This window comes from Polaromonas sp. P4_H1 (genome assembly GCF_056400945.1).
The window spans coordinates 99,315-120,284 of the sequence record NZ_JBFUKG010000010.1; the positions used below are offsets into that span (position 1 = coordinate 99,315).

Below are 20,970 nucleotides of genomic sequence, written 5' to 3' on the forward strand. Positions count from 1 at the left end.
AAACTGAAATGTCTCGTGTAGGAAAAATGCCGGTTACCGTGCCCCAGGGTGTGGATGTGGCAATCAAAGACGACCAGATTAATGTCAAGGGCGCTCTCGGCGCCTTGGCGCTGACGCAAAATGCGCTTGTCACCATCAAGAATGATGCCGGCAAGCTGACGTTTGCGCCTGCCAATGACTCGCGTGAAGCCAATGCCATGAGCGGCACGATGCGCCAGCTCGTGAACAACATGGTGACGGGTGTCACCAAGGGCTTCGAGAAAAAGCTTAGCCTGATCGGCGTGGGTTACAAGGCCCAGGCGCAAGGCGCCAAGCTGAACCTCACCGTGGGTTACTCGCATCCTGTGATCATGGACATGCCTGCTGGCATCACTGTCGCAACCCCAACCCCCACCGAGGTGGTGATCAAGGGTTCTGACCGTCAGCGTGTAGGCCAGATTGCCGCCGAAGTGCGCGCAGTTCGTCCTCCCGAGCCTTACAAGGGCAAGGGCATCCGTTATTCGGATGAGAAGATCACGATCAAAGAAACCAAGAAGAAATAAGGAGCTGCATCATGTTGACCAAAAAAGAGCAGCGCCTTCGTCGTTCACGCCAGACCCGGATCCGCATCGCCACGCAAGGTGTTGCCCGTCTGACCGTGAATCGCACCAATCTGCATATTTACGCCAGTGTCATTTCTGGCGACGGCACCAAGGTCCTGGCTGCTGCATCCACCGCGGAAGTGGAAGTGCGCAAGGAAATTGGCGCTTCGGGTAAAGGTGGAAACGTTGCTGCTGCGCAGGCCATTGGCAAGCGTATTGCCGAAAAGGCAAAAGCAGCAGGTGTGGAAAAAGTGGCGTTTGATCGCGCCGGTTTTGCGTACCACGGCCGCGTCAAAGCGCTGGCTGATGCGGCTCGCGAAGCTGGTTTGCAGTTCTAAGCAGACTGGAATTAAGTATGGCTAAGTTTCAAGCAAAATCGCAAAACGACGCTCCAGACGATGGTCTGAAGGAAAAGATGATCGCGGTCAACCGCGTCACCAAAGTGGTGAAGGGCGGCCGTATTCTCGGTTTCGCCGCACTGACAGTGGTTGGCGACGGTGACGGCCGCGTTGGCATGGGCAAGGGCAAGTCGAAAGAAGTGCCTGCAGCCGTGCAAAAGGCCATGGAAGAAGCGCGCCGCAACATGACCAAGGTCTCGTTGAAAAACGGCACCATCCACCACAATGTATTCGGCCACTGGGGTGCCGCCAACGTCATGATGGCGCCGGCTCCCAAGGGTACCGGCATCATCGCCGGCGGCCCGATGCGCGCTGTTTTTGAAGTGATGGGCATCACCGACATCGTGGCCAAGAGCCATGGTTCGAGCAACCCTTACAACATGGTGCGCGCCACGATGGATGCACTGAACAATTCCACCACGGCTTCTGAAATAGCGGCCAAGCGTGGTAAATCGGTCGAAGAAATCTTCGGCTAAGGCAGCATTGAAATGACCAAAGAAGCCAAAGTAAAAGTCCAGCTGGTTCGCAGCCCGATTGGCACCAAGGAATCACACCGCGCAACTGTGCGCGGCTTGGGCCTGCGCGGTGTCAACAGCGTCAGCGAATTGCAGGACACGCCCGCGGTGCGCGGCATGATCAACAAGATCAGTTATCTGGTCAAGGTTATCTGAGCGGAGACTCAACATGGAATTGAACGGAATCAAGCCTAGCCTGGGCGCAAAACATGCCAAGCGACGTGTCGGTCGCGGCATTGGTTCGGGCCTGGGTAAAACGGCTGGACGTGGTCATAAAGGCCAGAAGTCACGCGCTGGCGGTTATCACAAGGTGGGCTTCGAGGGCGGTCAAATGCCCATGCAGCGCCGCTTGCCCAAGCGCGGCTTCAAGTCGCATCTGCTCAAGTTCAACGCCGAGGTCACTCTGGGCGCGCTGGAGCAGCTCGGCCTGGCCGAAGTGGATCTGCTGGCGCTGAAGACTGCCGGCCTGGTGGGTCAGCTCGCCAAGAACGTCAAGGTCATCAAGTCGGGTGAACTGTCCAAGGCTGTCAAGCTGAACGGCATTTCCGCCACGGCGGGTGCCAAGGCCATTATTGAAGCCGCTGGCGGCTCCGTCGCTTAAATACCTGACTGGATAAATCAGTGGCAACCAGCTCGGCTCAAATTGTGAAAACCGGCAAGTACGGTGATTTGCGCAACAGGCTTGTGTTTTTGCTGCTGGCCCTGGTGGTGTACCGCATTGGCGCGCACATCCCGGTGCCGGGTATTGACCCTAGCCAGCTGAAAGAGCTTTTCAAGGGCCAGCAGGGCGGCATACTGAACTTGTTCAATATGTTCTCCGGTGGTGCCCTGGCGCGATTCACGGTGTTTGCCTTGGGCATCATGCCGTACATCTCGGCCTCGATCATCATGCAACTGCTCACGTATGTTGTGCCGACGTTCGAGCAGATGAAAAAAGAAGGCGAAGCCGGTCGCCGCAAGATCACGCAGTACACACGTTACGGAACACTGGCGTTGGCCCTGTTTCAGTCGATGGGTATCGCCGTGGCACTCGAAAGCTCACCCGGGCTGGTTCTGGTGCCTGGTTTTGGCTTCCGGATGACGGCGGTCTTCAGCCTGACCGCTGGAACGATGTTCCTGATGTGGCTGGGTGAGCAGATCACCGAGCGTGGTCTGGGTAACGGTATTTCGATTCTGATCTTTGCAGGTATTGCGGCAGGGTTGCCGAACGCCATGGGTGGCCTGCTGGAACTGGTGCGTACCGGGGCGATGAGTATCCTGATAGCGATCGTGATCGTGGCCGTCGTGGTTTTGGTGACGTATTTCGTCGTGTTTATCGAGCGGGGGCAGCGCAAGATTCTGGTGAATTACGCCCGCCGCCAGGTGGGCAACAAGGTGTATGGCGGGCAGTCTTCGCACTTGCCGTTGAAGCTGAATATGGCAGGCGTGATTCCGCCGATCTTCGCTTCCTCCATCATTTTGTTGCCGGCGACGGTCGTTGGATGGTTTAGTTCGGGTGAAAGCATGCGCTGGCTGAAAGACATTGCCGGCACATTGACACCAGGCCAGCCCATTTACGTGATGTTGTATGCCAGTGCGATTGTGTTTTTCTGCTTCTTTTACACGGCCCTGGTGTTTAACAGCCGTGAAACGGCAGACAACCTGAAAAAGAGTGGTGCGTTCATTCCAGGCATACGTCCGGGTGACCAGACGGCCCGGTATATCGACAAGATTCTGGTTCGTTTGACCTTGGCCGGCGCGGTGTACATCACGTTTGTGTGCCTGTTGCCAGAGTTTTTGATTTTGAAATACAACGTGCCGTTTTATTTCGGTGGCACGTCGTTGATGATCATTGTGGTGGTCACCATGGATTTCATGGCCCAGGTACAGAATTACATGATGTCGCAACAGTATGAGTCGTTGCTTAAAAAGGCGAATTTCAAGACGTCACTGGGCGGTTAACCGGATATTTGATGGGATATGTCTAAAGACGATGTGATTCAGATGCAGGGGGAGGTCGTTGAAAACCTTCCCAATGCAACTTTCAGGGTGAAGCTGGAAAATGGACATGTTGTACTTGGACACATCTCAGGAAAAATGCGCATGCACTACATCCGCATTCTTCCAGGTGACAAGGTGACAGTTGAATTGACACCATACGATTTATCGCGAGCACGAATTGTGTTCCGTGCCAAGTAAGCACAGAGAGAAAGTTTAGGAGAAAGAAATGAGAGTTTCAGCTTCGGTCAAGAAAATTTGCCGCAACTGTAAAATCATCCGCCGCAAGGGCGTTGTACGCGTGATCTGTACGGATCCGCGTCACAAGCAGCGCCAAGGCTGATTTTCAAGAGATTTAGAGGACGCACATGGCACGTATCGCTGGTATCAATATTCCGCCGCAGCAGCACGCCGAAATCGGCTTGACTGCAATTTTCGGCATAGGTCGCACACGCGCTCGCAAGATTTGCGAAGCATGTGATATCGCCTATTCGAAAAAAATCAAAGATCTGACTGACGGCGATCTGGAAAAAATCCGTGACCAGATTGCTCTGTTCACCATCGAGGGCGATTTGCGTCGTGAAACCACGATGAACATCAAGCGCCTGATGGACATCGGCTGCTACCGTGGTTTCCGCCATCGTCGCGGCCTGCCCATGCGTGGCCAGCGCACACGGACCAATGCCCGCACCCGCAAGGGTCCGCGCAAGGCCGCTGCTGCTTTGAAGAAATAATTGAGAGGTCGTCATGGCAAAATCACCAAGCAATAACGCCGCACAGCGCGTTCGCAAGAAAGTACGCAAGAACGTGGCGGATGGCATTGCCCACGTCCACGCTTCTTTCAACAACACGATCATCACCATCACGGATCGCCAGGGCAATGCATTGTCCTGGGCTTCTTCCGGTGGTCAGGGTTTCAAAGGTTCGCGCAAGTCGACGCCTTTTGCAGCGCAGGTTGCATCCGAGGTGGCTGGCCGTGCTGCCATTGAGCAGGGCATCAAGAATCTTGACGTTGAAATCAAGGGCCCAGGTCCCGGACGCGAATCTTCCGTCCGTGCACTAGGCGCGCTGGGCATCCGGATCAATTCGATTGCCGACGTTACCCCGGTTCCGCACAACGGCTGCCGCCCACAAAAGCGCCGCCGCATTTAATTGCCTTGCCTGCTCTGGTTGATTGCCTTGCAGTCAGCCAGGTCAGGCATTTTTTATCAAGCCCACCGCCGTTAGGTTCACACCGAAGGCTCCTGCAGCAATGCAGCAGATGACACAAGGACACTCAAGTGGCACGCTATCTCGGCCCCAAGGCCAAACTATCCCGCCGTGAAGGCACCGACCTTTTCCTGAAGAGCGCACGCCGCGCCATCAGCGACAAGGCCAAATTTGATTCGAAGCCCGGCCAGCACGGTCGTACTTCAGGTACCCGTACTTCCGACTTCGGCCTGCAGCTGCGCGAAAAGCAGAAGGTCAAGCGCATGTACGGCGTGCTGGAGAAGCAGTTCCGCCGCTATTTCGAGGAAGCCGATCGCCGCAAAGGCAACACCGGCGCCAACCTGTTGTTCATCCTGGAATGCCGCCTGGACAACGTGGTGTACCGCATGGGCTTCGGTTCGACCCGCGCCGAAGCGCGCCAACTGGTGTCGCACAAGGCCATCACGGTCAACGGCGGTTCGGTCAACATTCCTTCGTACATGGTCAAGGCCGGCGACGTCATCGCCGTGCGCGACAAGTCGAAGAAGCAGACCCGCATCACCGAAGCGCTCGAGCTCGCAAAACAGGTCGGCCTGCCCGCCTGGGTCGATGTGAACGCCGACAAGGGCGAAGGCACCTTCAAGAAGGTTCCTGACCGCGATGAGTTTGCCGCCGACGTCAACGAATCGTTGATTGTCGAGTTGTACTCACGCTAATTTTTCGTTCCTGCGATACGGGGCACCGTATCGCCAGGGTGTGCTTCGCCGGCCTTATCGGTGTAACGAACCGAGGGTATTGAGAGGAAGACTGCATGCAGACCAATTTGTTGAAACCTAAAACCATCAATGTGGAGCAGCTTGGCGCGAATCGCGCCAAGGTGACTCTGGAGCCATTCGAGCGTGGCTACGGCCACACGCTGGGCAATGCCCTGCGCCGTGTGTTGTTGTCCTCCATGGTTGGCCATGCCGCCACTGAAGTGACCATTGCCGGCGTTCTGCATGAGTACTCGTCCATCGACGGTGTGCAGGAAGACGTCGTCAACATCCTGTTGAACCTCAAGGGTGTGGTGTTCAAGCTCCACAACCGCGACGAAGTCACGCTGAGCCTGCGCAAGGACGGCGAAGGCCCCGTCACTGCCGCCGACATCCAGACGCCGCACGACGTGGAAATCATCAACCCTGAACATGTGATCGTGAATCTGTCGCACGGCGGCAAGATCGACATGCAGATCAAGGTTGAGAATGGCCGTGGCTACGTGCCGGGCACCATGCGTCGCTATGGCGATGAGTCACCGAAATCCATCGGCCGCATTGTGCTGGACGCTTCGTTTTCCCCGGTCAAGCGCGTGAGCTACACCGTCGAAAGCGCCCGCGTTGAGCAGCGCACGGACCTGGACAAGCTGGTCCTCGAAATTGAAACCAATGGTGCAGTGACCGCTGAGGATGCTGTCCGCGCATCGGCGAAGATTCTCGTTGAGCAGCTGGCTGTGTTCGCTCAGCTGGAAGGCAATGAACTGGCGGCATTTGATGCACCGGTGCAGCGCAGCTCGCAGCAGTTTGATCCTATCCTGTTGCGCCCTGTCGACGAGCTTGAGCTCACGGTGCGTTCGGCAAACTGCCTGAAAGCAGAAAACATTTACTACATTGGCGATCTGATTCAGCGTACTGAAAATGAGCTGCTCAAGACTCCCAATCTCGGACGGAAATCTCTGAACGAGATCAAGGAAGTGCTGGCTTCCCGCGGCTTGACTCTGGGCATGCGCCTTGAGAGCTGGCCACCTGCAGGCCTGGACAAACGTTAATTTGTAAAACTGACCATCTTCGAAGAGATGGCGCACGGGCAGTACCTGATACGGCTGCCTGATTATTAAAAAGGAAATCACCATGCGACACGGACACGGACTACGTAAACTGAACCGCACCAGCGAGCACCGCCTCGCCATGCTGCGCAACATGATGAACTCGCTGCTTCAGCACGAAGTCATCAAGACCACCCTGCCAAAGGCCAAGGAATTGCGCCGTGTGGTGGAACCGATGATCACGCTGGCCAAAGAGCCAACGCTGGCCAACAAGCGTCTCGCCTTCGATCGCCTGCGCGACCGCGACATGGTGGTCAAGCTGTTTGCAGAACTGGGCCCACGCTACAAAGCCCGTCCTGGTGGCTACACCCGCATCCTGAAAATGGGTTTTCGCGTTGGCGACAATGCACCCATGGCCCTGGTTGAATTGGTGGATCGTCCTGAAATAGAAGACACTACTACTGACGCGGCGAAGGCAGAGTAAGGTATACTAAACACATATCGCGCGGTGGAGCAGCCTGGTAGCTCGTTGGGCTCATAACCCAAAGGTCGTAAGTTCAAATCTTGCCCGCGCAACCAACATCCAAGCCGTCAAGGCTGGTAGCAAACGCCCACTTCATGTGGGCGTTTTGCTTTGTGCCCACTCTGTGCCTATATCGTGCCCAGCCTGTGCCACAAAATTTCTCAAAATTCAGCAGTGACCATTGGCTATTTCTGCAGGTAGCCGTGTCACTGACCGACTGATGAGCGTTTCTGGTCGTAGGGGGCGGTTCGGTTCAAGTTCCGACAGACCTTATTTCAAAGGCGTCTTTTTGCGGTGTCTGCGGTGGTGGTCTCGACAGGGGCCATGTTTTCGATGACTTTGGCTACTTATGTAGAGTCCGACAGACTTTGTTCCCACGTTTCAACGTCAAAGGAATGTATTTGCCCAGGAATTTCAGCAGCGCAAGACTCGTTCGCTTGCTCAGTGATTTGGCCTCCGTGGATGTTGAGGCGTCGAGGCAGGACTTTGCGGAACGATTGGGCCTGTGGTTGGACGTTTTCGATGGCATCACGCTCCATGCGGCGCACCAGTCGATCAAGACGGTTGACGAAGAGAAACCATCGGATGCGCTGTTGGGCAGAACCTTCGCTCTGGAAGAAGAATTTCATCGGGTGCGAACAGCCTTGGTGAAGGCCATCACAGCAAGCAGTGCATCCCCTGCCAGCGGAAAACAAGTCAGGAACCCGATACCCCAGCCAGAAGCCGCCACGGAAACGGACGCTGGATATGCACCGTATCACCAGCGTTATCTCGACCAGCAACGCCACATGGCATTGAGGATTGATGCATTGCGTGCCCATGTCCGGCAAGCCATCGCGAAGGTCTCTCCCCAACTCGGGCAGCTGGCAACCTTCGATGCCGTGATGGACCAGATGCTCGGTGGCCGGGAGCAAAAACTGCTGTCAACGGTGCCTGTGCTGCTTGAGCGACGTTTCGGGCACTTGCGCAAAACCCACCAGCTCGGGCTCGACCTTGCGCAGCAGCAGGACGACCCGGCCTTGTGGCGACAACCGGGCGGGTGGCTGGACGTCTTCGGCAAGGAGATGCAGGAGGTCTTGCTGGCGGAACTGGGGGTCCGGCTGCAGCCGGTCGTGGGACTAATTGAAGCATTCAGCAACGAGGTTAAGAAGTACCAATGAACAGGATTTTTTTTGCAGTCGCCTTCGCCATCGGTCTGATGACCGTGACCTGGGTGGGGTTGGGGTTTGTCGGTTCGAGCTGGATCGCCCTGGTCATGACGGCGGTGATTGCCGGGGTTTATTTGCTGGGCGCGTTTGAACTCAGACAGTTTCGCGCTGCCACAGCCTCGCTGGCGGCGGCGCTTGCCGACATTCCTCAGCCGCTGCCGGACATCGGCGTCTGGCTAGTCGGCGTACCTTCTTCCCTGCAAAACTCCGTGCGTTTACGGATCGAGGGTGAACGGGTCGCCTTGCCGGGCCCCGCGTTGACACCGTACCTGGTGGGGCTGCTGGTGATGCTGGGGATGCTCGGTACCTTCCTGGGGATGGTTGTGACCTTCAAGGGGGCCGTGTTCGCTCTGGAGGGCTCGACGGATCTTCACGCTATCCGGTCGGCGCTAGCCGCACCCATCAAGGGCCTGGGGCTAGCATTTGGCACCTCGGTGGCCGGGGTGGCCGCGTCGGCCATGCTGGGTCTGCTGTCGGCCATCAGCCGCCGCGAGAGGGTGGACGTCGCGCGGCAGCTGGACTCCCGTATTGCGACCGTCTTTCGGCCGTTTTCGCTCGCCCATCAGCGTCAGGAAACCTTCAAGGCGCTGCAGGTGCAGGCGCACGCCTTGCCCGACGTGGTCGACAAGCTGCAGGCCATGATGGAGGGAATGGAACGCCGGAGCCAGCAGTTGAACGAGCAGCTGCTGGGCAGTCAGGCGCATTTCCACCGTGAGGTGAGCGTCGCCTACACCGGTCTGGCCGACACCGTCGGGCAGTCCCTGAAAGACAGCCTGACGGCCAGCGCAAGAGTGGCGGGCGAGAGCATCAAGCCCGTGGTCGAGGCGGCGATGTCGGAAATTGCGCAGGAATCGAAGCGTCTGCACGAGCGCGTGAGCGACGCAGCGCAGACCCAGTTGACGGGCCTCTCGGCCCAGTTCAGCGCCACCGCCCGCACCGTGTCCGAGACCTGGACGACGGCTCTCCAGAACCATGCGCGGACCAGCGAAAGCCAGGTTAGTGGCCTGGACCGGGCACTGGCGGCCTTCACGGACACCTTCGAGCAGCGCTCCGGCGCGTTGCTGGCAACGGTCGGCGAGGCCGTGTCCAGCTCGCAATCGGACCAGGCCTCGGCGGATCGGCAGAGACTGCAGGCCTGGACGCAGGCGATGGAGTCCATGGCGGCCACGCTGCACGGCGAATGGCAGCGCGTCGGGGCGCAGTCGCTCGCCCAACAGCAGGCCGTCTGCCAGACACTGGAGAAAACCGCCGGCGAGATCACCCAGCGCAGCAGCGATCAGGCCAGCCGGACACTTGCCGACATGACGCGGCTGTTGGCCCAGTCCGAAGCGCTCATTCGTTCGCGCATGGATTCGGAGGCCGACTGGATGAAGCAGCACGGCGACCGCATGGACCAGCTGGCCAGTGTGTGGCGCACCGAACTCGGTGCGCTCAGGGAAGAAGAAGCAACGCGCGGCAACGCCGCCGTCGAGCGGTTGGGCGAACTGCAGGCAGCGCTGGCCACGCATCTGGCCACGCTGGGCGCCGCGCTGGAAGCGCCCATGACCCGCCTTATGCAAACGGCCTCCGAGGTACCCCAGGCGGCGGCTGGCGTGATTGCGCAATTGCGTCAGGAAATAAGCCGGATCGCCGAGCAGGACAACCTTGCGCTAGAGGAGCGCACCGCCGTGATGGACAAGATCAATGCGCTGCTCCAGACCATCAACCAGGCCGCGGGCGAACAGCGCGCGGCGATCGAGTCGCTGGTGGGCTCGGCGGCGGCTGTGCTGGACAAGGCCGGCAGCCAGTTTTCTGAAACGCTGGGGGCGCAGGCCGGCAAGGCGGAGAACATGGCGGCGCACGTCACCGGCAGCGCGGTCGAGCTGGCTAGCCTGGGCGAATCCTTCAACCATGGCGTCCAGCTTTTCAACGCGACCAACGAGAAGCTGATTGAAAGCCTGCAGCGCATGGAAGGCACCATGAGCCAGTCCATGGCGCGAAGTGACGAACAACTCGCCTACTACGTGGCGCAGGCGCGCGAGGTAATCGACCTCAGCATCACCTCGCAGCAGGGCATCGTCGAAGACCTGCGCCAACTCCACAGCAAGCAAGCCTCGCTGTCCGAGGGAGTCGCTGGATGATCGACCTTGACGAAAGGGGCGACGGCATGGAGCAGACCGCGCCAGTCTGGGCCGTTTTCGGAGACCTGATGTCGGGCTTGCTGGGCGCTTTCGTGCTGATCCTGGTCGGGGTGCTGGTGGTCCAGATGGACCTGATGGCCAACCTGGAGGCTGAGGTGCAAAAGCGCCGGGTGGAGGAGCAGCGCCGCATCGCCCTGGAAAAGGCCCTGGCCATTCCGCTGGCAACGGGCCGGGTCACACTGAACAACGGACGCATTGGCATCAGTGGCAGCGTGTTGTTCCCCCTGAACTCGGACCAGTTGCGTCCCGACGGCCGGCTACTGCTGAAGAGTCTCGTGCCCCCGTTGCAGGTCTACCTGGGTGAGCGCGATGAACTGTTGATGGTGAGCGGTTTTACCGACGACAAGCCCATCCAGGAAGGCAACCAGCGCTTTGCGGACAACCTGGCGCTGTCGGCCCAGCGCGCCCTGACGGTGACCCGTGCCCTGATCGAGGAAGGCATGCCGTCGTCACTGGCCTTTGCCGCGGCCTTTGGCGCAGAGCAGCCGGTCGCCTCCAACACGGATGAAAAGGGACGCGCGCTGAACCGGCGCGTGGAAATGGCGCCGGTGCCCAAGTCCGCCAATGTGAAACCCTCCGCCCATGAGTGAGTCGGGCCGCGCCGAAATGCCGCATTCGCAGCAGGATGGAGAAAAGTCGCTGCAGTCGTGGCATGCGTCCTTGCGAAGTGAGGGAGCCCAGCGCCTCGACCCCGCGCGCTTTCATTACCTGGAGCTGCTGTCGCAGCGCATGGACACAGCGCCAGGCGAGGTGCGACGCATCCTGGAAGGCAAGCTCAAAGTTGCACTGGCGGACTATGGCGAACGCTTCAGGCAGGCGCAGAAGGCAGCCAGCGACGAGTTGGCGTGCCTGTCAGCCAGGCATCCGGACCTGGCCCGTGAACTGCAGCGGCTGTTCGCGGCTGGTGATTACGGCGGCATGCGCCGGCTGGGCGCGCAGTCGGCGTTCAACAGGCCCGGCGCGCCGCTGGCCCAGCTGAACCAGTACATCCAGAACGTGAAGCAGGACGGTATCGATCACCGCCTGGGGAGCGGTCTTGGGCGCAGTCTGGTCAGCGACATGGGGGTCAGTTCTGAGATGGCGAGCGTCCGTCGCTTCAGGGAGGCGTGGTCCAGGATTGCTGCCGAAGACCAGGTGGACCAGGCCGTCGGGCGAGGGCCTGTCAACGCCGGCCCGCTGAATTCGCACATGCTGGTGCTTCGTTCCCTTGCGTTGATGCGCAAGCTGTCACCCGACTACCTGCGGCGCTTTCTGTCGCATGTGGACACCTTGCTGTGGCTCGATCAGGCAAACCAGAAATACACGCCGGTGAAGGCGAAACCGGCGCGTCGAAGCCGGCAAAAAAAATGAAGGCGAGTTGCATGTGCTCTGGGTCCTGCTGGCCGGTCGTCGCTCAGAAGGTGAGCGCGTAAAACTGGTGAGTTGCGGACGCGCCTTGTCGTTGGCGGCGAGCATCTCCCCCTTAGTCACATGTGCGCGTTTTTGTCTTTGGGTAAAGATTGTTTTGGGCTGTCTGTCAGGCTGCACGCCTCAAATTCCATCAGCGTTCAGTCTTCAGCACGATGCTTCGGCAGGGGCCTGCCGAGACTGGCGAGATCAAGTCGAGGCCGCTACAGCCTTCATCGATGGCGCCCCTTGCCGGCACGCCGCAATGTCTCTGTCCTGGCGACTATTCCAGCGTGAAGCCGATCTTCATTGAAACCTGCCAGTGCGCCACCTTGCCGTCGACCACATGGCCACGCGTTTCGGTGACGGTGAACCACTGGATGTTTCGCACCGTCTCATGTGCCTTGGCAATGGCGGTGCTCACGGCATCTTCGATGCTGGTGGCGGAGGAACCGGTGAGTTCAAGCTGCTTGTAGACATGGCTGCTCATGTGTCGCTCCCAGGAGTTGATCGGTCTGTCAAAGCTTAAGGGTTTTGTATTGGAACCACAAGCATGAAGCCGTGAGTCAGTGCCTGCCCTGCAGACGCAAAAAAATACCGAGCCCAATTGATGAAGGCAAGCGAAGAAGCTACCCGTGCATGCCGGGTGAGCCTTCATCGATCAGGCGGCTTTCCGATCGGGTCGCGGCTTCCGAGTGTGGTGTTGCACGCTATCCGGTACATAAAACCGTGTCTTTTTGCCCATGGCGGCGTTGCAAATCCTCGCAATAGTGGAACTATTGCTGTGGTTTGCGCCTTGCCCTGAACAAAAATCCATCGGTTTTATTTGTACCGTCAAGCATGCAACACCACACTAACCCAGTGTCGCTGCAGGCTGTGCCGTGGCAGCCAGATACTCCATGGCCGCCGAGGTGCCGCTCTCGCGCAGGCGTACGCCTGCGAGTTTCAGACCCATCTCACAACCCGCGAGCGCGGCCAGCAGGGTGAGGTCATTGCATTCGCCGAGATGGCCGATGCGGAACATCCGGCCCTTGACCTTGCCGAGCCCAGCGCCCAGCGACATGTTGAAGTGCTGGTAAACGATTTGCCGGACCCGGTCGGCATCCACGCCCTCGGGCATCATCACGCCGGTCAGCACCGGGGAGTAGACCGCCGGGTCGGCGCACTGGATTTCCAGCCCCCAGGCCTCTACGGCATTGCGGCAGGCCTTGCCCAGGCGCTCGTGGCGGGCAAAAACCTGGGGCAGTCCCTCGGCCGAGATCATGTCCAGCGCCTCGCTCAGGGCATACAGCAGGTTGGTATTCGGTGTGTAGGGCCAGTAGCCCGTCTGATTCATTTCAACAATCTCGTCCCAGGCCCAGAATGCCTTGGGCAGCCTGGCGTCGCGGCTGGCGGCCAGCGCCTTGGGTGACAGCGCGTTAAAGCTGATGCCCGGCGGCAGCATCAGGCCTTTTTGCGAGCCGCTGATGGTGACGTCGACGCCCCATTCGTCATGTCGGTAGTCGGCTGAGGCCAGGCCTGAAATGGTGTCGACCAGCAGCAGGGCGGGATGCTTGGCCGCATCAATGGCGCGGCGCACGGCCGCGATGTTGGAGGTGACGCCGGTGGAGGTCTCGTTGTGGACCACGCACACAGCCTTGATTTGATGCTGCGCGTCGTTGCGGAGCCGCTGCTCGATCATGTCGGCCTGCACGCCGTTTCGCCAGCCCTCGGTGCCCGGCAGGCCGATGAATTCTGGCTTCAGGCCCAGCCGCAGCGCCATCTTGTTCCAGAGGCTGGCGAAGTGGCCGGTCTCGAACATGAGCACGGAGTCCCCCGGGCTCAGCGTGTTGACCAGTGCGGCCTCCCACGCGCCGGTGCCGGAGGCCGGGTAGATGACCACGGGATGACGCGTCTTGAAAACGTCCTTGATGCCGGATAGCACCTTGCGCCCGAGGGCGCCGAATTCAGGTCCGCGATGGTCGATGGTGGGGTAGCTCATGGCGCGCAGCAGGCGATCCGGCACGGGGCTGGGGCCTGGGATCTGCAGGAAATGGCGACCGGCGGGATGGAAATTCAGGTTCATCGGGTTCTCCTTCAATAAATTTGCATACAATTTATGGAGAATGTACGACCCTTCGTGCCCTATGTGAATGGGCTTATTGGCTTAAGTAGTCTGAACTTTTGTATGCATAATACAAAAATTGCAGAATAAAGCTTGTTGATGAAGCTGCGCCCGGCCGCTCAAAAGAATGCGAATGTGCTTGAAGGCAGAGGTCGCAGCAGGGCCGACCCTTGCCGGGCGGCTGGGATGGAGCGCCACGCGGGGCGGCGTGGGCGTTGGAGAGTGCTGGTTCAGCTGCCGAAAATCGCCTCGAGATCCGCTTCCCCGGCGGTGCTGTCGAGCTTGAGGCTGTGCTCGATGTGGTGAAGGTGATCCAGCATGAGTTTTTCGGCGCGTACCCGGTCGCGCTTGGCGATCGCGTCGACGATCACCGTGTGCTCGTCGGCACGGCAACTGCTGGCCGTGGGTGCGTCGTACAGGAAGATGATGAGGCAGGTCAACATGCATAGCTCGCGCATGCTGCGGGCCAGCGCCGAGTTGCCTGCCAGCTCCGCCGTCAGGGTATGGAATTCGCCGGACAACCTGATCACCGCGCGCTTGTCTTCGCGCCGGCGGGCATCGAGTTCCAGCTCCTGGTGTTGCCGCAGGCGGGCGACTTTCTCGGGGGTGAGGGTGTCGATCAGGCGCTTGAGCACGGCCGGCTCGATCAGCCGGCGCGCTTCGAACACGTCGCGCGCCTGCTCGATCGAGGGCTTGGCCAGGTAGGCCCCGCGCTGGGGATAGAGTTCCACGATCTGCTCATGCGCCAGGCGGGCCAGCACCTCGCGGATGCGCGCCCGGCTGGTGCCGAAGATGTCGGCCAACCTCTCCTCGCCCAGCTTGGTGCCGGGGTGCAGGCGGTGTTCCAGAATGGCGACATAGATCCTTTCATAGATCGCATCGATCGTGTTTTCCCGGTCGAGGCGGCTCGTGGACTGGCGCGTGCTGGTCATGTCGGTCTGATTGGTGGAGGAGGGTGACTGCATTCTATCGAGTGCATCCTCATCCTCACTCGAGGGTCTCACGAGCATTGGAAAAGCCTCCCCCAGCCGGTGATGTTGGCTGATGGCATGCCGGCAGCGCGCAGCATGCCCCACACGGTGGTGCTCACGGTGTCCAGCAGCGGGATGCCCAGCTCTTCTTCTACCTGCTGCGCCATCGGCGCGGCGCGCAGGTTGGTGCAGAAGGTGGTGATGGCCTGCGGGCCATCGGCCGCCACCTCGCGCATCAACGCCAGCAGCGTCGACGGCTCGACACCGGCGAAGTCATGGTTGACGCGGATCCCCAAGTGGCGTTCCGCCACCACCTCGATGCCGAGCGCGCGGTAATTGGCCATGATGCGCTGCTGCACATCCGCGGTGTAGGGCGTCACCAGCGCCAGCTTGCGCACACCCTGCAGCGCCAACAATTCATTGAGCGCCAATACGGCCGTGGTGGCCGGAATGCCGGTGCGCTCGCGGATGCGCTCACACAGGCGGTGGTCGGCCTCGAAGCCCAGCCAGCCCGAAGACGTGCCGCTCCAGCCAATCACATCGACCTTCGCGTCGGCCAGCAGCTCGGCCGCCGCCAGGATTTTGCTGTCGTCAAACTGCCCCAGCGCCTGCGCGTCCAGCGAGATTTCGGTCACCCTGAAGCGTGAGAAGTGTGCGCTAACACCTGGAATTTCTACCGCTATGGCACTGGTCAGAGGCTCCAGGGCGGTATTGGACGAGGGGGTCAATACGCCGAGGCGAACGGGCTGGGTCATGGGCTGGCTCCTGAAAGAGGTTGTGGCAAGGATAGGGCATGGAAGCCTCCTTGCTGGTGATTGTGAACTTTATCGCAAAACTGTTGACATTAGTGTTAACACTACTGTCTGCAATTTAATTATCGTCGATATTACGCACATGTGCCGAAAAGCTCCGAATGGGCTGGGCCCGGAATTTGCGATGACGACACTATTCTTGATCTGAAAATGACAATGCACCAAAACAAATTAATGCAAAACATGTCAACAATCATGTTTGCACTAAAGACGACACTTATTCACCGGCTTGGTGCGTATGGGGCGGGTGTATGAGCAGCGCACCGTTTGACCTGGTGATTCGAAACGCGCGTGTTGCGACGGCCAGCGACACCTTCCATGCCGACATCGGGGTGCTTGGCGGGCGGATAGCCCAATTGGGAACCGGCCTGGGCCGCGGCGAGAAGGAGATCGATGCGGCTGGCCGCGTAGTCACCCCCGGAGGCGTGGACGCGCATTGCCACCTCGACCAGCCGATGGCGCCGCCCCTACGCATGGCCGACAACTTTGACACTGGCACGCGTGCTGCGGCCTGCGGCGGGACCACCACCGTGATTCCGTTCGCGGCGCAGGAAAAAGGCCAATCGCTGCGTGCCGCGGTGGATGACTACCACCAGCGCGCCGACGGACGCGCGCATGTCGATTACGCCTTCCATCTGATCGTCAGCGACCCGACACCGGAAGTCCTGAACGTGGAACTGCCGGCGCTGATCGCCGAAGGCTACACCTCGTTCAAGATCTACATGACCTACGACGACCTGAAGCTTGACGATGGCCAGATTCTCGACGTGCTGGACGTGGCGCGCCAGCATGGCGCCATGGCCATGGTGCATGCCGAAAATGCCGACTGCATCGAATGGCTGACGAAGCGGCTCGAGGCCGCCGGGCGTACCGCGCCGCGCTTTCATGCCCATGCGCGGCCCATGCTCGTCGAGCGGGAAGCGACGCACCGGGCGATCGCGCTGTCGGAGCTGGTGGACGTGCCGATTTTGATCGTGCATGTGTCGGGCCGTGAAGCGGTTGAGCAGATCCGCTGGGCGCGTGCCCAGGGCCTCAAGGTGTTTGCCGAAACCTGCCCGCAGTACCTGTTCCTGACCGCCGAGGACCTGGGGATTGACGACAGCTACCGTGGCGCGCGCTGTGTCTGCAGCCCGCCGCCGCGCGACAAGGCCAACCAGGAGGTGATCTGGAATGGCCTCAATGACGGCCTGTTCACCCTGTTCTCGTCCGACCATGCGCCGTTCAACTACGAGGGCACCGAGGGCCGCAAGCCCGGCGGCGAGGAAGTCAGCTTCCGCCACATCCCGAACGGCCTGGCCGGTATAGAGACGCGCATGGCGCTGCTCTACTCCGAAGGCGTGCTCGGCGGGCGCATCACACTCGAAAAATTCGTTGAGCTGACCGCTACCAACCCGGCCAAGGCCTATGGCCTGCACCCCCGCAAAGGCACGATCGCCATCGGCGCCGATGCCGACCTGGTGATCTGGGACGAACGCGAGTTCGTGCTGCGCAACACGCAGCTGCACCACGCGGTGGATCACACACCCTACGAAGGCAGGACCCTGAAAGCCTGGCCCGGGCTCACGCTGTCGCGCGGCGAGGTGGTGTGGGACGGAAAAGACTTCCATGGCCGGGCCGGTCGCGGCCAGTTCCTGGCCTGTGGCGCACCCTCGCTGATGCCGTCGCGCCACCTCGGGAGGCCGGCATGAAGCTGCTGCTGATCAACCCCAATATCTCGGAGAGCGTGTCGGAGCTGATCCGCAGCGAAGCGCAACGCAGCGCTTCGGCAGGCACCGAGATCGAGGTGCTGACCGCGCCCTTCGGTGTGGCCTATATCGAAACGCGCTTCGAAGCGCTGATCGGCGCCTACGCGGCGGCCCAGCTCGCCGCCGAGCACCATGCGCGTTTCGACGCGGTGGTGGTCGCAGCCTTCGGCGACCCGGGGCTCACCGGCCTGCGCGAAGCCCTGCCGGTGCCGGTGACCGGGCTCACCGAAGCCGCGCTGGCCAGTGCCTGCCTGCTCGGCAACCGCATCTCCATCATTGCCATCTCTCAGCGCATCCAGGCGTGGTACCGCGAGGTGGTGCAGTCCTATGGCCTGGGCTCCCGGCTGGCCAGCATCCGGGCGCTGGACCGGCCGCTGGCCAGCATCGGCCAGGTGCAGGACGAGCACGCCCAGGCGCTGAAAGCGCTGGCCGAACGCGCGGTCGATGAGGATGGGGCCGATGTCATTGTGCTGGCCGGCGCTCCCCTGGCGGGGCTGGCACGCGCGCTCAAGGGCCAGCTGCCGGTGCCCGTGGTCGATGGCGTCTCCAGCGCGGTACGCCACGCCGAAACCCTGGCCGCCCTGCAGCCCGGCACCGCGCAGCGCGGCAGTTTCTCCCCGCCGCCCGTCAAGCCGAATCGCGGCTTGCCTCCCGCCATCGCCAAGCTGCTCGACCGGACCAGCTGATTCTTTCCACCCTTTCCGTCATTCCTCCACTCCCAAAAGATCATCATGAAACAGCCCTCCCGCCTGCCCCTGATCACCCGCTTGGCCGCCGCTGCGGCGCTGACGCTGGCCACTGCCATGCTGCCCGTCGCGGCACAGCAGAAGCTGCAGATTGCCGGCAACTTTGCGTCGGAGCACCCGAGCAGCGTGGCGGTCGAGCAGGTGTTCAAAAAGGAGGTTGCCCGCCTGACCCACAACCAGCTGCAGGTCGATGTGTTTCCCGCCATGCAGCTGGGTGGCGCCAAGGAGAATGTGGACGCCGTGCGCTCTGGCACGCTGGCGCTGACCTGGGTCGGCGCGGCCTTCCTGTCGCGCATCGCACCCGAACTCGAAGCGGTCAGCCTGCCCTTCGTGTTCCCCAACCGGCAGAGCGCCTTCAGGGTGATTGACGGTCCGGTCGGCGATGCCATCGACAAGAAGCTGGGCGACAAGGGCTTTGTCTCGCTGGGCTGGATGGAGCTGGGCATGCGCAACGTCACGAACAGCCGGGGGCCGATCAAAAGCATGGCCGACCTGAAGGGCCTGAAGATCCGCCTGCAGCCCAACGAGACCCACCTGGCGACCTTCAGGGCGCTCGGCGCCAACCCGGTGGCCATGGACGTCAAGGAGCTGTACTCCGCACTGGAGCAGCGCGTCGTCGACGCGCAGGAGAACCCATACACGGTGATCTCGGCTGCGCGCTACAGCGAGGTGCAAAAGCAGCTGTCCAACAGCGGGCATTTCTTCGACCTCATTGCCGTGGTTGCGAGCAAGAAAGCCTTCGAGCAGCTCAAGCCCGAGTACCAGAAGGCCATACGCGAGGGCATGACCGCCACGATTGCCTTTCAGCGCAAGCTGGCCGCCGAGGAAGAGGCAAAGCGGCTGGCCGAACTGAAGGGCAAGATGACCTACACCGAAATCACGCCCGCCGCGCTGGAGGAAATGCGCCGCGCGACGGCCCCGGTCATCGAGGACGTGAAGAAGCGTGCCGGCGCTGACCTGGTGAACCAGGTGCTGGCTGAAGCCGCCCGGCGCTGACCCGAACGGCACGCAGGGAGACCGCCATGACAACGGAAACAATCGCGCTGGAACCGGCCGTGCCTGCGGGCTGGACCGGGCGCGCACTTGACGGGATGAACCGGTTCATCACGGGCGTGCTGCTCGCCACGGTAGCGGTGATGGTGGGGGTCGTATCCGCACAGGTCGCGCTGCGCTACGGCTTCAACCGCTCGATTGACTGGGCCGACGAGATCGGACGCCTGGCTTTTGTCTGGTCCATCTTTCTTGCCATCCCGCTGGGCGTGCGCCAGGGCGCGCATATTGGCATAGACATCATGGTCGACAAGCTGCCGGCCAGCTGGCGCAGCGTGCTCAAGCGGGCCGGCGCAGCGCTGTGCGCCGCCATGATGTTTGCAATTGCCTGGGCGGCCTTCCGTGTTGCGCGCGAGCAATGGGATGAACTGATGGCCACGGTCGACTGGAGCGTCGGCTGGTTCATTGTGCCGGTCGGCCTGGGCGCGCTGCTGAGCGGGTTGCACCTGATGCGCATCGTCATCGTGGGCGCGCCAGTGCAGGCGCTGGGGAGTGCCGAATGAGCCTCGCCGTCGTCATTGCCTTCATGCTGCTGGCCCTGCTCGGGCTGCCGATCGCCTTTGCCATGGGCGTGGCCGCGCTCGGCGCCCTCTGGTACAGCGGGGTGGATTTTTCGATGGTGCCGCAGCGCATGATGCACGCCGTCAATTCCTTTCCGCTGATGTCCATCCCCTTCTTCATGCTGGCCGGTGAGCTGATGATCAAGGCCGGCATCGTCGAGCGCCTGATCGCGCTGGCCAACACCATGGTCGGCCGGGTGCGCGGCGGCATGGCGCATGTCACCATGCTGTCGGGCGCGGGCCTGGCCACCGTGTCCGGTGCTGCCGTGTCGGATGCGAGCGCGCTGTCGTCCATGCTGGTGCCATCGCTGACGAAGATTTACGACAAGGGATTCGCCACCGCCATCGTCGCCGCGGCAGCCAATCTCGGGCCCATCATCCCGCCTTCCGGTGCGATGATCGTCTACGCCTTCATGGCCGGCTCGTCTGTGTCGGTCGGCGGCATGTTCATGGCCGGCGTGGTGCCGGGCCTGCTGATCACCTTCGGTTTCATCGCGCTGTGCTCGTGGATCGCCACGCGTCGCGGCTGGGCCGCCACCGGTGAGCCGTTCCGGCTGGCCACCGTGCTGGCCGAGTTGCGCCGCTCGCTGATTGTGCTGGCCATGCCGGTGCTGGTGATCGGTGGCATCGTCGGCGGCGCCTTCACGGCCACCGAGGGCTCGGCCATCGCGGTGGTTTACTCCATGGCGCTGGGTTTCTTTGTCACCCGCACGCTCAAGCTGGCCGACCTGCCCGGCATCGTGGTGCGTGCGGCCATCACCTCGGCCATGGTCGGCGCGCTGATCGCCTTTGCGTCCATCATCACCTACCTGATGACGGTGGATCTGTTGCCGCAGCAGCTCTCGGAGCTGCTCCGCGGCTTCACTACCAGCCCGCTGGCATTCCTGGTCCTGGTCGCGGTACTGCTGTTTGTTGTCGGCATGTTCCTGGAGTCGAACGCGGCCTACATCATGCTGGTGCCGCTGCTGCATCCGATCGCGCTGCAGTACGGCATCGACCCGCTGCACTTTGGCTTCCTGTTCGTCCTCAACCTTGTGATCGGCATGCTCACGCCCCCGGTCGGAGTGGTGCTGTTTGTCGTTTGCGGCATCACCGGCGTGCGCATGCGCGAGCTGGTCAGCAACCTCTGGCCCTTCATCGTGCTGATGTATGCCGTGCTCGTGCTGTGCATGCTCGTGCCTTCCTTTGTCACTGCGCTGCCGCACGCGCTCGGCTACTGAATTCATTC

26 protein-coding genes and 1 tRNA gene are annotated in these 20,970 nt (G+C 61.0%); 23 read left to right on the forward strand and 4 right to left on the reverse strand.

Annotation, left to right across the window (positions count from 1 at the left end; all coding sequences use genetic code 11):
* Window positions 1-8 precede the first annotated feature (8 nt).
* The 18 genes from rplF to AC1DS5_RS14460 all read left to right on the forward strand — a co-directional run bounded on the left by rplF (window position 9) and on the right by AC1DS5_RS14460 (window position 11,718).
* Window positions 9-542 carry a 50S ribosomal protein L6 gene (gene rplF / locus AC1DS5_RS14375; protein ID WP_477718935.1) on the forward strand — a complete coding sequence of 178 codons (534 nt, stop codon included), beginning with the start codon at window positions 9-11 and terminating at the stop codon, window positions 540-542.
* A gap of 11 nt (window positions 543-553) precedes the next feature.
* Window positions 554-919 (forward strand): 50S ribosomal protein L18, encoded by a 366-nt coding sequence (gene rplR, locus AC1DS5_RS14380; protein WP_007869273.1) that lies wholly within the window; start codon window positions 554-556, stop codon window positions 917-919.
* Window positions 920-936: 17 nt separating this feature from the next.
* Complete coding sequence (rpsE, locus tag AC1DS5_RS14385) at window positions 937-1,455, forward strand: 30S ribosomal protein S5 (protein WP_011481461.1); 519 nt, start codon at window positions 937-939, stop codon at window positions 1,453-1,455.
* Between the two features lie 12 nt (window positions 1,456-1,467).
* Window positions 1,468-1,650: a 50S ribosomal protein L30 gene (gene rpmD, locus AC1DS5_RS14390; RefSeq protein ID WP_011481462.1), complete on the forward strand. Its 183-nt coding sequence runs from the start codon at window positions 1,468-1,470 to the stop codon at window positions 1,648-1,650.
* Window positions 1,651-1,663: 13 nt separating this feature from the next.
* Window positions 1,664-2,095: a 50S ribosomal protein L15 gene (gene rplO / locus AC1DS5_RS14395; RefSeq protein ID WP_477718936.1), complete on the forward strand. Its 432-nt coding sequence runs from the start codon at window positions 1,664-1,666 to the stop codon at window positions 2,093-2,095.
* A gap of 20 nt (window positions 2,096-2,115) precedes the next feature.
* Window positions 2,116-3,435: a preprotein translocase subunit SecY gene (gene secY, locus AC1DS5_RS14400; RefSeq protein ID WP_477718937.1), complete on the forward strand. Its 1,320-nt coding sequence runs from the start codon at window positions 2,116-2,118 to the stop codon at window positions 3,433-3,435.
* Window positions 3,436-3,453: 18 nt separating this feature from the next.
* Window positions 3,454-3,672, forward strand: a complete 219-nt coding sequence (gene infA, locus AC1DS5_RS14405; RefSeq protein WP_007869286.1) for a translation initiation factor IF-1 — start codon at window positions 3,454-3,456, stop codon at window positions 3,670-3,672.
* A 28-nt stretch (window positions 3,673-3,700) separates the two neighbouring features.
* Complete coding sequence (rpmJ, locus tag AC1DS5_RS14410) at window positions 3,701-3,814, forward strand: 50S ribosomal protein L36 (RefSeq protein WP_011481465.1); 114 nt, start codon at window positions 3,701-3,703, stop codon at window positions 3,812-3,814.
* A gap of 25 nt (window positions 3,815-3,839) precedes the next feature.
* Window positions 3,840-4,205 carry a 30S ribosomal protein S13 gene (gene rpsM / locus AC1DS5_RS14415; protein ID WP_011481466.1) on the forward strand — a complete coding sequence of 122 codons (366 nt, stop codon included), beginning with the start codon at window positions 3,840-3,842 and terminating at the stop codon, window positions 4,203-4,205.
* 13 nt (window positions 4,206-4,218) lie between these two features.
* Window positions 4,219-4,623 carry a 30S ribosomal protein S11 gene (rpsK, locus tag AC1DS5_RS14420; RefSeq protein WP_007869288.1) on the forward strand — a complete coding sequence of 135 codons (405 nt, stop codon included), beginning with the start codon at window positions 4,219-4,221 and terminating at the stop codon, window positions 4,621-4,623.
* Between the two features lie 128 nt (window positions 4,624-4,751).
* On the forward strand, window positions 4,752-5,375 hold the full coding sequence (gene rpsD, locus AC1DS5_RS14425) for a 30S ribosomal protein S4 (protein WP_477718938.1): 624 nt from the start codon (window positions 4,752-4,754) through the stop codon (window positions 5,373-5,375).
* 95 nt (window positions 5,376-5,470) lie between these two features.
* Window positions 5,471-6,460: a DNA-directed RNA polymerase subunit alpha gene (locus AC1DS5_RS14430; protein ID WP_011481468.1), complete on the forward strand. Its 990-nt coding sequence runs from the start codon at window positions 5,471-5,473 to the stop codon at window positions 6,458-6,460.
* Between the two features lie 82 nt (window positions 6,461-6,542).
* Complete coding sequence (rplQ, locus tag AC1DS5_RS14435; protein WP_477718939.1) at window positions 6,543-6,941, forward strand: 50S ribosomal protein L17; 399 nt, start codon at window positions 6,543-6,545, stop codon at window positions 6,939-6,941.
* A gap of 18 nt (window positions 6,942-6,959) precedes the next feature.
* Window positions 6,960-7,036, forward strand: a tRNA-Met gene (locus AC1DS5_RS14440).
* Between the two features lie 312 nt (window positions 7,037-7,348).
* Window positions 7,349-8,140 carry a DUF3348 domain-containing protein gene (locus AC1DS5_RS14445; RefSeq protein ID WP_477718940.1) on the forward strand — a complete coding sequence of 264 codons (792 nt, stop codon included), beginning with the start codon at window positions 7,349-7,351 and terminating at the stop codon, window positions 8,138-8,140.
* Window positions 8,137-10,308: a DUF802 domain-containing protein gene (locus tag AC1DS5_RS14450; RefSeq protein ID WP_477718941.1), complete on the forward strand. Its 2,172-nt coding sequence runs from the start codon at window positions 8,137-8,139 to the stop codon at window positions 10,306-10,308. The genes AC1DS5_RS14445 and AC1DS5_RS14450 overlap by 4 nt, the downstream gene beginning before the upstream one ends.
* On the forward strand, window positions 10,305-10,958 hold the full coding sequence (locus tag AC1DS5_RS14455; protein WP_477718942.1) for an OmpA family protein: 654 nt from the start codon (window positions 10,305-10,307) through the stop codon (window positions 10,956-10,958). The genes AC1DS5_RS14450 and AC1DS5_RS14455 overlap by 4 nt, the downstream gene beginning before the upstream one ends.
* Complete coding sequence (locus AC1DS5_RS14460; RefSeq protein WP_477718943.1) at window positions 10,951-11,718, forward strand: DUF2894 domain-containing protein; 768 nt, start codon at window positions 10,951-10,953, stop codon at window positions 11,716-11,718. The genes AC1DS5_RS14455 and AC1DS5_RS14460 overlap by 8 nt, the downstream gene beginning before the upstream one ends.
* A gap of 319 nt (window positions 11,719-12,037) precedes the next feature.
* Here the strand turns inward: AC1DS5_RS14460 and AC1DS5_RS14465 are convergent, their stop codons facing one another.
* The 4 genes from AC1DS5_RS14465 to AC1DS5_RS14480 form a co-directional block, all read right to left on the reverse strand.
* A complete protein-coding gene (locus AC1DS5_RS14465; RefSeq protein ID WP_011481474.1) occupies window positions 12,038-12,244 on the reverse strand; it encodes a dodecin in 207 nt (68 codons plus the stop codon).
* Between the two features lie 363 nt (window positions 12,245-12,607).
* Window positions 12,608-13,819, reverse strand: coding sequence for a pyridoxal-phosphate-dependent aminotransferase family protein (locus tag AC1DS5_RS14470; protein WP_477718944.1), 1,212 nt, complete (start codon window positions 13,817-13,819; stop codon window positions 12,608-12,610).
* Between the two features lie 269 nt (window positions 13,820-14,088).
* Window positions 14,089-14,790: a GntR family transcriptional regulator gene (locus AC1DS5_RS14475; RefSeq protein ID WP_477719050.1), complete on the reverse strand. Its 702-nt coding sequence runs from the start codon at window positions 14,788-14,790 to the stop codon at window positions 14,089-14,091.
* Between the two features lie 68 nt (window positions 14,791-14,858).
* Window positions 14,859-15,584 (reverse strand): maleate cis-trans isomerase family protein, encoded by a 726-nt coding sequence (locus AC1DS5_RS14480; protein WP_477718945.1) that lies wholly within the window; start codon window positions 15,582-15,584, stop codon window positions 14,859-14,861.
* A 308-nt stretch (window positions 15,585-15,892) separates the two neighbouring features.
* On the opposite strand from AC1DS5_RS14480, the gene hydA reads away from it, so the two are divergent.
* The 5 genes from hydA to AC1DS5_RS14505 are packed head-to-tail and all read left to right on the forward strand — an operon-like array spanning window position 15,893 to window position 20,962.
* A complete protein-coding gene (gene hydA / locus AC1DS5_RS14485) occupies window positions 15,893-17,329 on the forward strand; it encodes a dihydropyrimidinase (RefSeq protein WP_477718946.1) in 1,437 nt (478 codons plus the stop codon).
* The gene (locus AC1DS5_RS14490; RefSeq protein WP_477718947.1) at window positions 17,326-18,072 is read left to right on the forward strand and encodes an aspartate/glutamate racemase family protein; all 747 of its coding nucleotides are present in this window, start codon (window positions 17,326-17,328) and stop codon (window positions 18,070-18,072) included. Before hydA ends, AC1DS5_RS14490 begins: the two co-directional genes overlap by 4 nt.
* A 45-nt stretch (window positions 18,073-18,117) precedes the next feature.
* On the forward strand, window positions 18,118-19,128 hold the full coding sequence (locus AC1DS5_RS14495; protein WP_477718948.1) for a TRAP transporter substrate-binding protein: 1,011 nt from the start codon (window positions 18,118-18,120) through the stop codon (window positions 19,126-19,128).
* Between the two features lie 26 nt (window positions 19,129-19,154).
* A complete protein-coding gene (locus AC1DS5_RS14500; RefSeq protein ID WP_477718949.1) occupies window positions 19,155-19,685 on the forward strand; it encodes a TRAP transporter small permease in 531 nt (176 codons plus the stop codon).
* On the forward strand, window positions 19,682-20,962 hold the full coding sequence (locus tag AC1DS5_RS14505) for a TRAP transporter large permease (RefSeq protein ID WP_477718950.1): 1,281 nt from the start codon (window positions 19,682-19,684) through the stop codon (window positions 20,960-20,962). Before AC1DS5_RS14500 ends, AC1DS5_RS14505 begins: the two co-directional genes overlap by 4 nt.
* The last annotated feature ends 8 nt before the right edge of the window (window positions 20,963-20,970 follow it).

Coding starts and splice junctions, on each gene's coding strand:
- rplF (WP_477718935.1), top strand. CDS start 9: ATGTCTCGTGTAGGAAAAATGCCGGTTACCGTGCCCCAGGGTGTGGAT.
- rplR (WP_007869273.1), top strand. CDS start 554: ATGTTGACCAAAAAAGAGCAGCGCCTTCGTCGTTCACGCCAGACCCGG.
- rpsE (WP_011481461.1), top strand. CDS start 937: ATGGCTAAGTTTCAAGCAAAATCGCAAAACGACGCTCCAGACGATGGT.
- rpmD (WP_011481462.1), top strand. CDS start 1,468: ATGACCAAAGAAGCCAAAGTAAAAGTCCAGCTGGTTCGCAGCCCGATT.
- rplO (WP_477718936.1), top strand. CDS start 1,664: ATGGAATTGAACGGAATCAAGCCTAGCCTGGGCGCAAAACATGCCAAG.
- infA (WP_007869286.1), top strand. CDS start 3,454: ATGTCTAAAGACGATGTGATTCAGATGCAGGGGGAGGTCGTTGAAAAC.
- rpmJ (WP_011481465.1), top strand. CDS start 3,701: ATGAGAGTTTCAGCTTCGGTCAAGAAAATTTGCCGCAACTGTAAAATC.
- rpsM (WP_011481466.1), top strand. CDS start 3,840: ATGGCACGTATCGCTGGTATCAATATTCCGCCGCAGCAGCACGCCGAA.
- rpsK (WP_007869288.1), top strand. CDS start 4,219: ATGGCAAAATCACCAAGCAATAACGCCGCACAGCGCGTTCGCAAGAAA.
- AC1DS5_RS14430 (WP_011481468.1), top strand. CDS start 5,471: ATGCAGACCAATTTGTTGAAACCTAAAACCATCAATGTGGAGCAGCTT.
- rplQ (WP_477718939.1), top strand. CDS start 6,543: ATGCGACACGGACACGGACTACGTAAACTGAACCGCACCAGCGAGCAC.
- AC1DS5_RS14450 (WP_477718941.1), top strand. CDS start 8,137: ATGAACAGGATTTTTTTTGCAGTCGCCTTCGCCATCGGTCTGATGACC.
- AC1DS5_RS14455 (WP_477718942.1), top strand. CDS start 10,305: ATGATCGACCTTGACGAAAGGGGCGACGGCATGGAGCAGACCGCGCCA.
- AC1DS5_RS14460 (WP_477718943.1), top strand. CDS start 10,951: ATGAGTGAGTCGGGCCGCGCCGAAATGCCGCATTCGCAGCAGGATGGA.
- AC1DS5_RS14465 (WP_011481474.1), bottom strand. CDS start 12,244: ATGAGCAGCCATGTCTACAAGCAGCTTGAACTCACCGGTTCCTCCGCC.
- AC1DS5_RS14470 (WP_477718944.1), bottom strand. CDS start 13,819: ATGAACCTGAATTTCCATCCCGCCGGTCGCCATTTCCTGCAGATCCCA.
- AC1DS5_RS14475 (WP_477719050.1), bottom strand. CDS start 14,790: ATGACCAGCACGCGCCAGTCCACGAGCCGCCTCGACCGGGAAAACACG.
- AC1DS5_RS14480 (WP_477718945.1), bottom strand. CDS start 15,584: ATGACCCAGCCCGTTCGCCTCGGCGTATTGACCCCCTCGTCCAATACC.
- hydA (WP_477718946.1), top strand. CDS start 15,893: ATGAGCAGCGCACCGTTTGACCTGGTGATTCGAAACGCGCGTGTTGCG.
- AC1DS5_RS14490 (WP_477718947.1), top strand. CDS start 17,326: ATGAAGCTGCTGCTGATCAACCCCAATATCTCGGAGAGCGTGTCGGAG.
- AC1DS5_RS14495 (WP_477718948.1), top strand. CDS start 18,118: ATGAAACAGCCCTCCCGCCTGCCCCTGATCACCCGCTTGGCCGCCGCT.
- AC1DS5_RS14500 (WP_477718949.1), top strand. CDS start 19,155: ATGACAACGGAAACAATCGCGCTGGAACCGGCCGTGCCTGCGGGCTGG.
- AC1DS5_RS14505 (WP_477718950.1), top strand. CDS start 19,682: ATGAGCCTCGCCGTCGTCATTGCCTTCATGCTGCTGGCCCTGCTCGGG.